The sequence below is a fragment of the Marinobacter sp. genome (assembly GCF_033722735.1).
Taxonomy (GTDB): Bacteria; Pseudomonadota; Gammaproteobacteria; order Pseudomonadales; family Oleiphilaceae; genus Marinobacter.
Genome location: NZ_JAWVYN010000001.1, coordinates 238647 through 251905 on the forward strand (window position 1 = coordinate 238647; position 13259 = coordinate 251905).

12 protein-coding genes and 1 tRNA gene are annotated in these 13259 nt (G+C 60.3%); 6 read left to right on the top strand and 7 right to left on the bottom strand.

What is annotated here, in order from left to right:
• Window positions 1–2: 2 nt before the first annotated feature.
• The 3 genes from R3175_RS01060 to R3175_RS01070 all read right to left on the bottom strand — a co-directional run bounded on the left by R3175_RS01060 (window position 3) and on the right by R3175_RS01070 (window position 2717).
• Window positions 3–1145, bottom strand: coding sequence for a sensor histidine kinase (locus R3175_RS01060; protein WP_318941685.1), 1143 nt, complete (start codon window positions 1143–1145; stop codon window positions 3–5).
• Window positions 1132–1809 (bottom strand): GTPase domain-containing protein, encoded by a 678-nt coding sequence (locus tag R3175_RS01065; RefSeq protein ID WP_318941687.1) that lies wholly within the window; start codon window positions 1807–1809, stop codon window positions 1132–1134. Before R3175_RS01065 ends, R3175_RS01060 begins: the two co-directional genes overlap by 14 nt.
• Before the next feature lie 68 nt (window positions 1810–1877).
• Complete coding sequence (locus R3175_RS01070) at window positions 1878–2717, bottom strand: sensor histidine kinase (RefSeq protein ID WP_318941689.1); 840 nt, start codon at window positions 2715–2717, stop codon at window positions 1878–1880.
• A 116-nt stretch (window positions 2718–2833) separates the two neighbouring features.
• On the opposite strand from R3175_RS01070, the gene R3175_RS01075 reads away from it, so the two are divergent.
• Window positions 2834–3541, top strand: coding sequence for a DUF6901 family protein (locus tag R3175_RS01075; protein ID WP_318941691.1), 708 nt, complete (start codon window positions 2834–2836; stop codon window positions 3539–3541).
• Here the strand turns inward: R3175_RS01075 and R3175_RS01080 are convergent.
• Together R3175_RS01080 and R3175_RS01085 are read right to left on the bottom strand one after the other, a co-directional pair.
• Window positions 3538–3915 carry a PilZ domain-containing protein gene (locus R3175_RS01080; RefSeq protein WP_318941693.1) on the bottom strand — a complete coding sequence of 126 codons (378 nt, stop codon included), beginning with the start codon at window positions 3913–3915 and terminating at the stop codon, window positions 3538–3540. The two genes, R3175_RS01075 and R3175_RS01080, sit on opposite strands and share 4 nt — an antisense overlap.
• Before the next feature lie 159 nt (window positions 3916–4074).
• Window positions 4075–4359, bottom strand: coding sequence for a hypothetical protein (locus tag R3175_RS01085; protein WP_318941694.1), 285 nt, complete (start codon window positions 4357–4359; stop codon window positions 4075–4077).
• A 261-nt stretch (window positions 4360–4620) separates the two neighbouring features.
• On the opposite strand from R3175_RS01085, the gene R3175_RS01090 reads away from it, so the two are divergent.
• From R3175_RS01090 to R3175_RS01100, 3 genes are read left to right on the top strand one after another with little or no spacing between them, the layout of a single operon-like run.
• Window positions 4621–7029, top strand: a complete 2409-nt coding sequence (locus R3175_RS01090; RefSeq protein ID WP_318941695.1) for an ATP-binding protein — start codon at window positions 4621–4623, stop codon at window positions 7027–7029.
• 18 nt (window positions 7030–7047) lie between these two features.
• Window positions 7048–7674 (top strand): response regulator FixJ, encoded by a 627-nt coding sequence (gene fixJ / locus R3175_RS01095; protein WP_318941696.1) that lies wholly within the window; start codon window positions 7048–7050, stop codon window positions 7672–7674.
• A gap of 45 nt (window positions 7675–7719) precedes the next feature.
• Window positions 7720–9303, top strand: coding sequence for a response regulator (locus R3175_RS01100; protein ID WP_318941698.1), 1584 nt, complete (start codon window positions 7720–7722; stop codon window positions 9301–9303).
• Window positions 9304–9387: 84 nt separating this feature from the next.
• Here the strand turns inward: R3175_RS01100 and R3175_RS01105 are convergent, their stop codons facing one another.
• Window positions 9388–10269 carry a MaoC/PaaZ C-terminal domain-containing protein gene (locus R3175_RS01105; RefSeq protein ID WP_318941700.1) on the bottom strand — a complete coding sequence of 294 codons (882 nt, stop codon included), beginning with the start codon at window positions 10267–10269 and terminating at the stop codon, window positions 9388–9390.
• A 226-nt stretch (window positions 10270–10495) separates the two neighbouring features.
• On the opposite strand from R3175_RS01105, the gene R3175_RS01110 reads away from it, so the two are divergent.
• A complete protein-coding gene (locus R3175_RS01110; RefSeq protein WP_318941701.1) occupies window positions 10496–11527 on the top strand; it encodes an AraC family transcriptional regulator in 1032 nt (343 codons plus the stop codon).
• Between the two features lie 209 nt (window positions 11528–11736).
• Window positions 11737–11813: transfer RNA gene (locus R3175_RS01115), tRNA-Asp, on the top strand.
• A gap of 272 nt (window positions 11814–12085) precedes the next feature.
• Here the strand turns inward: R3175_RS01115 and R3175_RS01120 are convergent.
• Window positions 12086–13135 (bottom strand): AraC family transcriptional regulator, encoded by a 1050-nt coding sequence (locus R3175_RS01120; protein WP_318941703.1) that lies wholly within the window; start codon window positions 13133–13135, stop codon window positions 12086–12088.
• Between the last annotated feature and the right edge of the window lie 124 nt (window positions 13136–13259).

A 13259-nucleotide genomic window follows, 5' to 3' on the forward strand; every position in this document is an offset into this window, starting at 1 on the left:
GGCTAGCTCCGCTCCCTGGGCAGGGTGATGGCAACCCGGGTGCCTTTTCCGGAGATACTCGAAAAGCTGATCTGGCCATGGTGAGCCTGAATCGTGTCCCGGGTAACCGACAGGCCCAGGCCGGTTCCGGACCCCACCGGACGGGTGGTGAAGAACGGGTCAAACACCTGGTCCTGGATCTCATCGGGGGCACCGCAACCGCTATCCTCCACCCGGACGAAGATTTGGGCGTTCTTGTCCAGCCCGCTTTCGATTCGGATCTGGCCGCCCGCTTCAATGGCCCGGGCGGCATTGTCGAGCACGTTGTAGATGGCCTGGGACAGTCGTGCGGCGTGGCCGTGCAGCGGGGGCAGCGGCTCGAGCCGGGTTTCAATGGGCAGCGGAGTTTGCTGGTTGGCCTGCACCAGGTGGATGGCGGCCTCGATCAGCCCGTTGACCGAGCACTCCGAGTAGTCGGCCTGGTCGATGCTGGCGAATGTCTTGAGGTCGGCCACGATGGCCGCAATACGCTGGGCACCGCTTTGGGATTCGTCCAGCAGGGCCCGGAAATCCACCATTGTGGTATCCAGTTGAGGATCCGGGGGCAGGACCTCGGCCAGCTCGGCCAGGTAATCCCGGGCCACGCTGAGGTTGCTCTTGATGAAACCGATGGGGTTGTTGATCTCGTGGGCCACGCCGGCTGCGAGCTGACCGACGGCGCGTAACCGGGCGCTCTCGTACAGCTCCTGTTGGGTGGCCCGAATCACGTCCACCTGTTGCGCCACCTGCGCTTGCAGGGAGTCGGTCAGCGCCTGGAGCCGCTCCTCGGAATGCCGGAGCAGGGTGTTCTGTCGCTGAAGTTCTTCGTAGTCCGCTTCGGTGGTGTTGCGGTGCAGGTTGGCCGCCCAACGGTACTTGGTGATGAAGTAGGCCAGGAACGCCGTAAGGTCAGCGGCTGCTGACTTGGCGGCTGCCGGTCCCGGCCCCTGGATCCAGCCCACGGTGTCGAGGTTAAACTCCACCGGGGCGGCGGCGCTCTCCAGAGTGGGCGTCCGGACCACCGACAGCTCACAGCCTGCCAGGTTGGACAACAGGTGACCGAGTTGCTCAAGCTGGGCGGGCGTCAGCAGTTCGGTGAGCGTAACGTCCTGGTCAAAGTCCAGCATGGCCTACCTCCATATCGGCGCGACTGAGCAGGGCCACAAAGGTCGCCTTGTCGATGAGGAATCGCTCGGCGAGTCGGTACTGGGGAGCGATCTGGCTGTAAAGCCGCTCCAGCAGCAGCTGGAAGGTTTCCAGGACGCCCTCACCCCGGATGGCGCTGGCCATGATGACCGGAGGCCAGGGGGTGGCCTGCCAGCGCTCTTGCAGGGTGGCTTCGCCAATAATGTTGTCCAGATCCCGTTTGTTGAACTGGATGGCCAGCGGCACCTGCTCGATGTCGATCCCCACCTTCTGGAGGTTCTGGTCAAGGTTCTCAAACGTGGAGGCGTTGTTGTGCTGCTGGCTTTGTTGGGAATCTGCCACGAACACCACGCCATCGGCCCGGGATAGCACCGCCTTGCGGGTACTGTCGTGCTGGACCTGGCCAGGCACCGTATAGAGCTTCAACCGCAGGTCCAGTCCCGAACGGCTGCGGAACCCAATCGGCAGCATGTCGAAGAACAGGGTTCGGTCATCCCGGGTCTCCAGCACCATCAGTTCCCCCATCCGTTCCGGCGCCAGTAGGGTGTGCAACTGCATCAGGTTGGTGGTCTTGCCGCTTAGGGCCGGACCGTAGAAAACGATCTTCAGTACCAGCTTCTGCTGCTGTTCGTCGAACTCGGCCATGGTGTTGCCTGCAATCCATGCTGATAAGTGGGCATTCTTCTGTTGTCTGACCAGCCGGGGCCTGGCCCCTAGCTCTCATCCGAGGCGGGCTGGCGGATGGGCAGGCAGACCCTGAAGCAGGTGCCCTGACCCGGCTGGGAGCGGACTTCGATGGACCCGTTGTGCTTGTCGATGATGCTCTTGGAAAGCGCCAGCCCCAAGCCGGTCCCTTTGCCCGCGGGTTTGGTCGTAAAGAACGGATCGAACAGCTGGTCCCGGTGGTCCGGGTCAATACCCGAGCCGTTGTCCTCCACTTCAAACCAGACCTGGTTATCGGTGGTGCCGGTGCGGATGTCGATGCGACCGAAGCGCTCCATGGCGTGGGCGGCATTGACCAGCAGGTTCATGATGACCTGATTGATCTGGGACAGGTTGCATTCAACCAGTGGCACCTCGCCCAGATCCAGGTTCACCTGGGCCTGGTATTTCAATTCATTGCTGACCACGTTCAGCGTGGATTCGATCCCCCGGTGCAGGTCATCGGGCTTGAATTCATCGTCCTCCTGGCGGGAGAAATCCTTGAGGGCGGCGATGATCTTTTCAATCCGCGCGATGCCCTCCAGGCACTCCGTAAGCAGGTCCTGGATATCGGGTTTCAGAAAGTCGTACTCCACCTCCTCCCGGCGGGCTTTCAGGACTGCCAGGGAGTCGGCCTGATCGATCGTATCCAGCACGCCAAACAGGTCCACCAGATAGTTGCCGAGGGTTTTCAGGTTGGAATGGATATATCCGACAGGGTTGTTAATCTCATGGGCAACCCCCGCTGCGAGTTGGCCAATGGCGGCCAGTTTCTCCGACTGGAGCAATTGTTTGTTCGCCTGGCTCAGCTGTTCCTCAAGCTCGGCCGTGTGATCATCCCGGGTTAGCATAGCGGCGACCTTCATCCTAAAGTGGCTATAGAAACCAGTGTAGACCATCACCTGTGGATCGCCTTTGGTTCCGCATCTGGATACAGGGCTTTTACTGAGGCCTGGGTGGGAGAGATATGGCAAACCAAATCAGCTATCAGTTTGAGCAACACGACGGTACCGTATGGGATCATTCTGTCTCGCTGGCGGAGCGGTCGGCAGATTCGCTGATAACCGAAGAAGATCACGGTGCAGAGTGGACGCGGTTGGCTTATCACCAATGCGAGCACTGCCCCTTGAGCACGGACCAGTATCGGGACTGCCCCCTGGCATTGGCCCTGAAACCGGTGCTGACCAAGATGGGAGCGGCGGTTTCCCACGACCTGGTCCAGGTCAGGGTCTGTACCGATCATCGCGAGATGTCCGTTGAGTGCACCATGCAAAGGGCGGTCGGTTCGTTGTTCGGGGTTGTCAGTGCGTTTTCCGGCTGCCCCCATACCCGGTTGCTGCGTCCGCAGGCCCGCTTTCACCTGCCACTCAGCACCTCCGAAGAAACCACAGCGCGGGTGCTGGGGTTCTACCTGGCCGGTCAGTTTGTTCGCTCCCGCCACCAACTGCCGGCGGACTGGTCGCTGAATGGCTTGCGCGAACTCTACCAGAACCTGCGCAAGGTCAACCGGGGCATCAGCTCCCGGCTCAAAGGCGTGGCTAATCAGGACGCCGCCCCAAACAGCATGGTGCTGCTCGATGTGCTGGCCGCCGATGTGGCGTATGTGCTGGACGCGTATGAGGGCGAACTGGACCCGTTGTTCCGGGAATTCCTGGTTGAGGCCGGCGATAACTAACCGGTGGAGCGATTGTAGAACCCCTCGATACGGGAGAGGGCATTGTCCATGGCTCGGGAATAGGCCTGTTGATCGCAGCAGTAGTTGAAACGCAAACCCAGTCGATAACCCGCCTGAAAGGGGCGGCAGTCCACAACCCGGGCATCCACCCCGGATTCGGAGATGTAGCGGCCGTCCATGTCCAGCAACAGGCGGGAGCCCGGGGCGATTGGCTTGGGGGAAATGAGCGCCATGCCGTAGCGATTCAGGTCCAGGCAGTTGACGGCAGTGGGCTTCCGTTGCCGGCCAAAGAAACCTCGTTCCCGGACACTTACATTGAGACAACGGGCCGAATAGCGGGGTTTGATTCGGCGTTCGGCGGCGTTGGACACCATAGGCGAATCCATGCTTATGATTGTTGTGATGGCTGTATTCGTATGGCCGGCTCGTGACGCGGGTGAGCCGGAATCGACCAGTCTAGAGCCTGGTGAATCCCCTTGAAAGTCAGGTTGGGCAGGGTGTGATCACGGTCTCAGTGCGACCGGGCTCGCGGCTCAGGCGCTGGCATCCACCATCCGCCCGCGCCGGTCTTCCAGCTGCGTCGATTCTTTGGTCTTCGGGTCGAGCAGTAACGGTCTGCGGCGGCACTTGCGCTTGCGCCGGTCGGGCCCCTCAAACGGTTCCTGGCGCCGGCGGCGGTCCGGCCGCACACGCCGGTCTGTTACGCCCTCGGTCGGCGGGGCACTGGCAGCGTCCGCGGGCGCTGGGCGTTTGCCGGTGTTAACTCGGGGGCGGTCAACATTGTTGGTGGGGTGGTAGGTGTTGCGATAGATATCCACTAACCTCGTCCTCCGTACTGCCAATCACGGCAAGCCGCTAAATACTGGTACGTTCGTACTGGTTATTTTATCGGCATCTGGTGGCAAAACTTTAGCGTGGGCGAGACAGCGAAGCGGGCAACTTCTACAATGACGGGCCAGGATGGCGCGCCATCGAGGTAAGCCTTTGATCAAAACGCTATTCTAATGAAAGTTGTTCTGACTCAAGAACGTTGTTCTGAGTCTCAATAAACCAACCATCGCCCCAAACAGGACCGCACCTTGAAGGCATTGTCCCTGCACCAGCTTTACAAAGCCTGCGTACTCAAAGACTTTCCGTTCAAATCCACCCGCCAGCTTGAGCCACTGGCCGAGATCGTCGGCCAGAACCGGGCCCAGGAGGCGGTCCGCTTTGCCCTGGCGATGCCCCATGGCGGTTACAATGTCTATGCCGTGGGCCGGAACGGGCTCGGCAAACGCACCATGATGCTGCGTTATCTCGAACACCATGTGGACACCAATCAGCAGAGTCATGACTGGTGCTATGTGGCCAACTTCGAAGAGCCTCGGGTGCCGCGGGTACTGAAACTGCCGCCGGGACGGGGCAACCAATTGCGGCAGGACATGGAACGGCTGATGGGGCGGTTGATGAAGCTGGTGCCCCAGACGTTCGACAGCGATGCTTTCCTGGAACGGGCCGAGCAGCTGAAGAACGAGTACGGCAAGAAGCAGGAAGACGCGCTGGAGCGGGTGGCCAGCCAGGCGAAACGCCGCAACATCAGCCTTTCCGTCACCACCCCGGGCGGTTACCGGCTGGTGGCGATGAACGGCGAGGAGCCGCACACCGCGGAAACCTTCGAGGCGCTGCCCCAGGAGCAGCGTGACCGGTTCGAAGAGGATATTGGCAAGCTGGAGAAGAAGCTGCGCCAGGTGTTGCGCAAGGTGGCTGACTGGGAGCAGGAATACGCCGAGCGTCAGCATGCGCTGAACCAGGAGACCCTGGACAGCATCTCCGGACACCAGCTCGAGGAGTTGATCCGCAAGTATCAGGATCTGGAAGATGTGGTCCGCTACCTGGAGTCGGTGCGGGAGGACCTGTCCGACAACCTGGACATCTTCCTTGAGGAGAACGACGAACAGGCGGCCATCGCCTACGCGTCACTGGACAAAAAGTTGCCTCGCCGTTATCTGGTGAACGTGCTGGTGCACCAGAAAACCAACGAGGTGCCGGTGGTGGTGGAGGACAACCCCACCTACCACAACCTGTTCGGCTATGTGGAGAACGTCACCTTCAAGGGCACCGTCTTTACGGACTTCTCGCTGGTGCGCGCGGGCAGCCTGCACCGGGCGAATGGCGGCTACCTGTTAATGGATGCAATCAAGGTGCTGGAGCAGCCGTTCGTCTGGGATGGTCTGAAACGGTCGCTGCGTTCCCGGTCTATGCAGATCAACTCCCTGGAGCGCGAGATGACCCTGTCCGGGACCATCTCGCTGGAACCGGAACCGATCCCGCTGGACGTCAAGATCGTGCTGTTTGGTGACCGGGAAACCTGGATGTTGCTGCAGGAGTATGATCCCGAGTTTTCGGAGCTGTTCCGGGTCACCGCGGATTTCGAGAATGAGATGGACCGCAATCCGGACAGCCAGTTGCTCTATGCCAAATTCATCGCCAGCCTGTCCATCGAGAAAAAACTGCTGCACTGCGACCGACGGGCGGTTGGGCGCATTATTGAACACAGTTCGCGCATGGCCGAGCACCAGGACCGGTTGTCCCTGCACGCCGCGGACATCGCCAACCTGCTTCGTGAGTCGGACTATTGGGCCCGCCAGGCGGGGGCCCGGCTGATCGGCGCCGATCACGTGGAGCAGGCCCTGGCCAGTGCCCGCTACCGCAGCAGCCGGATTCGGGACCAGCTGTACGAATCGTTGCGGGACGGCAGCACCCTGATCGCCACCACCGGCAAGCAGGTGGGGCAGGTCAATGCCCTGTCGGTGGTCTCCACCGGTGGCTTCGAGTTCGGCCTGCCCAACCGGATTACCGCCACCACCTATTACGGCGGTGGCGATGTGATCGACATCGAGCGGGACGTCAAGCTCGGCGGCAACATCCACTCCAAGGGGGTGATGATCCTCAGTGCCTGGCTCGCTTCACGGTTTGCAATAACCGACCCCATGCATCTGTCGGCCAGTCTCACCTTCGAGCAGAATTATGGCGAGGTGGATGGTGACAGTGCCTCCCTGGCAGAGCTGTGCGCCTTGATCTCGGCCATCTCCGGCGTGCCCATCCGTCAGGATCTGGCCATCACCGGCTCGGTGAACCAGTTTGGTCAGGTACAACCCATTGGGGGTGCCAACGAGAAGGTGGAAGGCTTTTACAGCACCTGCCAGATCATCGAGCCGGCACCCAGTCAGGGAGTGATCCTGCCCAGCGCCAACGTGCAGAACCTGATGCTCGACCGGGAGGTGCTGCAGGCCGTACGCGAGCGTAAGTTCGCGATTTACGCGGTCTCCACCGTGGAGGAAGCGGTGGCGCTGCTGATGGGCAAGCAGGCGGGGGAGCCGGACAAAAAGGGCAAGTATCCGAAGCATACCGTTTACGGCGCCATCCAGCAGCGCCTGGACAAATTGCGGGAGCATGAAAAGCAGGAGCAGGCTGCCGCCCACGATAACAAAGAACCCTCGGTTCACTAGAAAATGGGAGACAGGACCATGAGCGATATCCAGCAAACGGTGTATGTGGTCGAAGATGACGAGGCAGTCCGGGACTCGCTGGCACTGCTGCTCAAATCCGATGGCAAGGCGGTGGCCACTTATGAGAGTGCCTCTGCCTTCCTGGCGGACTACTCGGAAGAGATGGCTGGCTGCATCGTATTGGACATCCGCATGCCGGGTATGGACGGCATGGAGCTTCAGAAGAAACTGAACGAGCGGCATGCCATCCTGCCGATCATCTTTGTGACCGGTCACGGCGATGTGCCCATGGCGGTGGACGCGATGAAGGAAGGCGCTGTGGACTTCATTCAGAAGCCTTACCGCGAGGAGGCCTTGCTGGAGAAAATCGAAGCGGCCCTGGAGCAGGACCGGGAGCAGCGCAAGAGCCTCGGTGAACAGCAGGAAATCCTGCGCCGGATCAAAACCCTGACGCCCCGTGAGTCGGAAATCATGGAGCGGATGATTGCCGGCCAGGCCAACAAGGTGATCGCCATCGAGCTGGAGATCAGCCAGCGTACCGTGGAAATCCACCGTTCCCGGGTCATGCACAAGATGGGCACCCATTCCCTGGCGCATCTCGTGCGCATGGTGCTGTCCGTAAAGGACCGTATCGACGCAAGCTGAATTCGCCGTCATGATGCGGTCATCTTCTCGACTGGTTGTGGTTTTATGAGTGAACAGGTGAGTGCCAGCACAGGTGCGACCGTGCTGTTGGTCGATGATAATCCCCAGAACCTGAAGGTCCTTTACGAGACGCTGAAGGACAAGGGGTATCGACTACTGATCGCCAATGACGGCGCCAAGGCATTAACCCTGGCCCGGCGCGACCAACCGGAAGTTATCCTGCTGGATATCATGATGCCGGAGCTGGACGGCTATCAGGTGTGCCAGCGACTGAAAGCCGACCCGGTCACTGCAGACAGCGCGGTGGTGTTCCTGTCCGCCCTGGACGATGTGGAAGCCAAGGTCAAGGGCTTCGGCCTGGGCGGCGCCGACTACATTTCCAAGCCTTTCCAGGCCCAGGAAGTGATTGCCCGGGTGGGGACACACGCCCGGATGATCCGGCTGGAGCGCCAGCTTCAGCAACGGAACCGACAACTGGAGAGCGATCAGAGCCGGATTCTCAACGCTATCAGTGAAGGTATTTATGGTCTGGACGCGGCGGGCGATATCATCTTTGCCAACCCCGCCGCGGAACAGATTGCCGGCAGCAGCACCGAAGACCTGGTGGGTCGCAACTTCTTCAAACTGCACTTCGGTCTCGACTGTGAATGCACCGGCCTTAGCCAGAATGGGGACATACCGGTCAAGGCCACCTGTGACCTGGGAATGCCGGAACACCGTCGTGGTATCGAAATGCAACGGGCCGATGGCACCCGGTTCTGCGCCGAATACCGGTCTTCGCCCAAGCTGGAGGGGGAAGTGTTGCTGGGGGCGGTGGTGGTATTCCGCGATATCACCGCCGAGCTTGAACAGGAGCGCGAGCTGGATGCCGCCCGTGAAATGGTGGCCCAGCAACGGGAGCAGCTGGCCCATGCTTCCCGCCTGACCATGGTGGGGGAAATGGCCGCCGGCTTTGCCCATGAGGTCAATCAACCGCTGACCGCCATTACCAACTATGCCCGGGTGGCCAATCGTATCCTGTCCGGTGAGGACATTGATGAGACCCTGCTGAGGGATACGCTGGCCAAGATTGAGGCGCAATCGCACCGGGCCAGCGAGGTCATACGACGCATTCGCCAGTTTGTGAAAAAGCCTGTCACCGGCAAAGAGGTGGTGTCCATTGCCACCCTGCTGGAGGACACCCGTCAGTTTGCCGAAGTGGACATGCGCAACAACGAGGGCGGGGTGGAGATTCAGGTGGAGGAGCCTGCACCGGCTGTACTGGCTGATCCGGTCCAGGTCCAGCAGGTTGCCCTCAACCTGATTCGCAATGCTTTGGAGGCAACCCATGCGGCCGGTGTCTCGGAACCGGTCTCGGTCACGGCCCGGTCGACTGCCCAGGGCTGTGTCAGGGTGGAGGTGACCGATCACGGTATCGGACTGCCGGCAGGTGCCGAAGACAAGCTGTTCCTGCCGTTCTTCACCACCAAGCCGGAAGGTATGGGCATCGGGCTTCCCATGTGCCGTTCGCTGATTCAGGCTCAGGGAGGCGACATCGGCTTTGAACGGCCCGCCCAGGGTGGGGCGCGTTTCTACTTCACGCTGCCGGTGGCCGCCGAGGCCACCACGGTGGCGTCCGGAGCCTCCTGATCGGGGCTCCGGTACTTTCCTAATCTGGACTCCGGTACTGTCCTAATCCGGACTCCGGTACTGTCCTTTGAACCAAGGCGACGCTCAGTCCTTGTGCCAGATCACCTGGCCGGTCAGATGCGGCGCATCTCCCTGCTTGTTCAGCAGCTGGTAATCCCACCGATCTTCCCCCTGACGCCAGTTGAGCTGGGCGGTTCCAGGCAGGAATAGCGGTTTCTTGAAGTTGCAGGTCACGGTGACCGGTCCCTTTCGCCACCCCGGCTGTTGCTCCAGCAGGGCCAACGCGTGGGCCTTGCTCCACATGCCGTGGGCAATGGCCCGCGGGAAACCGAATGCCTTGGCAGTCAGCGCATGGATATGGATGAGGTTCAGGTCCCCGGAGACCTTGCCGTAGCGACGTCCCAGATTCTCTGGTGCCTTCACGTTCAGGGTGTTGGCATAGGTTTCCAGCGCTGGCTTGCTACCAGCCGGTTTCTGGCCGGAGCCACCGGAGGCCTGGCGGAACAGGTTGGTACTGACTTCTTCCCAGACCAGCTTGCCGCCGGACCGGGCCTCCGTGACCAGGTCGAACTCCAGCCCGCGATCGGTCTGGTTTTCACCATCCAGGCGTACCTGAATATCCAGCCGTTCTCCTACACCAATGGGGCGGTGCTGGGTAATCTGGTTACGCAGATGCACCAGGCCCAGCAGTGGCAGGGGAAACTGTTGGTCGGTCAGCAGCTTCAGGTGCAGGGGGAACGCGAGGATATGGGGCCAGGTGATGGGAACCGAGGTGTGGGGCGCAAAGCCACAGACGGCAGTATACCGTGCCAGGTTGGTGTCGTTGGTCGCGACCCCGATCAGCTCGGCCGTCAGCGGAGGCACGGTCTTGCCGGCCCCGGCCGGGCCGGGTTTGGGCATCACGGCCCGGCTGTACATAGGCCAGAGTCCCGGTGGCTGATTCTTGAAAGTATAAGTGTTCGTCATACGGTCCCGTCTCCTGGGTTGAGAAGCGTTATAAATCTGGTACAACTGTGCGCACGTGGCCTGATTTGCGCTAAGATACTTGAGAAAGCGATTGAGTCTGGCAAACTCATTCAGGTAGGACAATGACTTGGCATACCGGCACCCGAGTCGGAAATGCCAAACGATAATACTGAGGAGCCCACCGCAAATATGGCTGAGGCTCCCTGACAACTACAAGCGGGACGATATGCAGGAACTTCGCGATGCGGGTGTGATGTTGCGCCTGATTTATGAGGCGATGAAGAAGCAGGGAATCGATACGGATGCAATATTCACCCGACTGGGTGTGGATGAGGAATACGTATACACAGAGCAGCTTCGAACACCGCACAACGCGCAGCTGTATTTTTGGCAGGTTGTTGAAGACGTGTCCGGCGATCCGGACGTTGGTTTGACTCTTGGGGCTTTATTGCCGCCCTATAAGGGCCAGGTGCTGGAGTATTTGTTTCTCAGTAGCCCCACCTTTGGCGAGGGATTGCGGCGGGCCCTCAATTACCAGCGGCTGTTGAGTGATGCGGCCAATACCGCCTTCCTGATTGAAGGGGATGAAGCCTGCCTGGTGTTGGATACCGCCTCTGAGGAGGTCCGGCGGTTACGGCACTTCAACGAGTGCTTCGTGCAGGGCATGGTGACTTCCTTCAAGTCCATGACCGAAGGCCGGTTTTACCCGTCCCGTATCGAGTTCGAACACGAGCGGGAGAGTGGGCAGGAGAAGGTGCGCGAAACACTGGGCTGTGATGTGGTGTTCGGGACCGAAGAGAACCGCCTGTATTTTCCGGTTGAGTTGTTGTCCCTGGCTTCACCCCATGCAGAGCCGGAATTGCTTGACCTGCATGACCGCTTTGCCAGTGAGCAGGTGGCCCGACTGGAGAAGAAAGACATTGTCGGCCAGGTGGAGCGCATTGTGGCCGAGCTACTGGACAGTGGCGAGGTGACCCTGGATGCCGTGGCGGACCGGTTGGAGATCAAACCACGGACCCTGCGTACCCGGTTGACCGAAGCCGAGACGAGTTTCAACCAGGTGCTGGCGGATTTTCGTTATCGACTGGCGCGTCAGCTGTTGGCTACCACAGACGAATCCATTGATGAAATTGTTTACCTGACCGGCTTCTCGGAACCCAGCACGTTCTATCGGGCGTTCAAGCGATGGTCCGGAATGACCCCCATCGAGTACCGCAAGACCGCCCAAGGCAAGGATGCGATGATTGACGCCATGTGAGGCGAATTACCCGGACGGGATGCGTGGGCGCAGGACGATTGTGAAGAAAGTTGCGAAAAAACGTTGACACTTCGGAAACCGGCCTTATAATGCGCCCTCGTTGTCACCAAACAGTCATCGCCAGATGGCTGGGCGAGGAACGCCAAACGGCGAACCCAGCAGGTATAAGCGGCCTTGAACAAGCGGCTTATTAGGGTGGCGCACAGCGCGGAGCGGTAGTTCAGCTGGTTAGAATACCGGCCTGTCACGCCGGGGGTCGCGGGTTCGAGTCCCGTCCGCTCCGCCATTTCCTTTCTCCCGCTTATTCCTGTAGTCCACTTCATCAGATCAATACATCCTTGTCTGTCATCGTATTGTCATGCGGATTTCATAGTCTTTATGGCCATCGATTCCGTATAGCCACTCAAGGCTTCGCGACAACACGGCGAGGATTGCTGAAATGCTGGATTACGAAGAAGAGCTGATAGCGCTTTGCTCCGAAGAGTACGACGATGACGACCTGCCGGACGACGCGACCGAAATGTAGGTGGCTGGAGTGTCATCTGCTCCGTTTGGAGGTTAGCGTCGTCGGCGCACCGAGCGCCGGTGTTCACCCGGGCTGATGCCAAACCAGCGCCGATAGGCACGATGAAAAGCCGCCGGTCCCGAAAACCCGAGCAGCCAGGCGATCTCGGCCAACGAGAGATGGGTTTCACGAATGTAGTCCCAGGCCAGGTCCCGTCGGGTTTCATCGAGCAGTTGTCGGTAACCGCAACCTTCCTCCGCCAGTTGCCTCTGCAGCGTCCATGGCGCCAGGCCCAGCTCGGCCGCAATGGTCTCCAGTCTGGGCGGATCCCGTTCCAGCATCGGCGCTAGCTTTTCCTTGACCCGCTCCCTGATCGACCAGCCTGCGCGGATGCGCTTGAGCATCTGCGAGCACTCCGTTACCAGCTGTCGGTGGACGGCGGGTTGAGCCTGCTGGGGTGCCTTGTCGGCGATTCCCGGGGCCAGCTGCAGTGTATTCTCCTCGGCGCCAAATTGAACCGGGCAGTCGAACCAGTCCTCGAAGTGCCCTTCCAGGCCGCGGGCCGGATATTCAATGGTGACCCGCTGCAAGACCCGGTTATCCCCTGTTAACTCCCGCAGCAGCTGAGTCCAACTGGCCAATATGGAATCCACGACAAAGTAGTTGAATGTGTTGTAAGGACGGATGGAGTAGAACCGGGCCCGCCCGGTTGCAGCATCCATTGCGGGGTGCCCACGACTGTTGCGGCTGGTGAGAAGGGAAAAGCGGATCAGCGTTGCCAGGGCCTGGCTCGCGGTGGCAGCTGTGACGGCGGCCAGGCCGGCTTTGCCAGCATCAACGGCCCGGGTCATTGCCCCTATTGTCAGGCCCAGTGCAGGATTGTCCGTCTGTTCGATGGCGGCATGCCCGAGGCGCATGTACCGTGGGATGCTGATGCGGGCGTCCGGAGAGGACAGCAGGGTGTCCCCCAGCCCGAAGCGTTCCCGCAATCCCTCCGTGGATGCCCCCTCCGCTTCCACGGCTCGCAGCAGTACCGTGACGTAAAGGCTGCTGATATCGCCCAGGGTGTTGCGGCGTCTGGCATCGGGTTGAGTGGGGGGCATGTTGTCCGACAAGTTGGCTCAAGATAATAAAATGTTATTTGGGGATATTGAGCGTGGCAAGGTCGGGGGATAGTTTAGGCACGTTAATCACCAACGATAATCGACTGACGCCTTTGCTGCCGAT

What these genes read in the sequence shown, in the direction of transcription:
- R3175_RS01060 (WP_318941685.1), bottom strand. Translation starts at nt 1,145, where the DNA reads ATGCTGGACTTTGACCAGGACGTTACGCTCACCGAACTGCTGACGCCC.
- R3175_RS01065 (WP_318941687.1), bottom strand. Translation starts at nt 1,809, where the DNA reads ATGGCCGAGTTCGACGAACAGCAGCAGAAGCTGGTACTGAAGATCGTT.
- R3175_RS01070 (WP_318941689.1), bottom strand. Translation starts at nt 2,717, where the DNA reads ATGCTAACCCGGGATGATCACACGGCCGAGCTTGAGGAACAGCTGAGC.
- R3175_RS01075 (WP_318941691.1), top strand. Translation starts at nt 2,834, where the DNA reads ATGGCAAACCAAATCAGCTATCAGTTTGAGCAACACGACGGTACCGTA.
- R3175_RS01080 (WP_318941693.1), bottom strand. Translation starts at nt 3,915, where the DNA reads ATGGTGTCCAACGCCGCCGAACGCCGAATCAAACCCCGCTATTCGGCC.
- fixJ (WP_318941696.1), top strand. Translation starts at nt 7,048, where the DNA reads ATGAGCGATATCCAGCAAACGGTGTATGTGGTCGAAGATGACGAGGCA.
- R3175_RS01100 (WP_318941698.1), top strand. Translation starts at nt 7,720, where the DNA reads ATGAGTGAACAGGTGAGTGCCAGCACAGGTGCGACCGTGCTGTTGGTC.
- R3175_RS01105 (WP_318941700.1), bottom strand. Translation starts at nt 10,269, where the DNA reads ATGACGAACACTTATACTTTCAAGAATCAGCCACCGGGACTCTGGCCT.
- R3175_RS01110 (WP_318941701.1), top strand. Translation starts at nt 10,496, where the DNA reads ATGCAGGAACTTCGCGATGCGGGTGTGATGTTGCGCCTGATTTATGAG.
- R3175_RS01120 (WP_318941703.1), bottom strand. Translation starts at nt 13,135, where the DNA reads ATGCCCCCCACTCAACCCGATGCCAGACGCCGCAACACCCTGGGCGAT.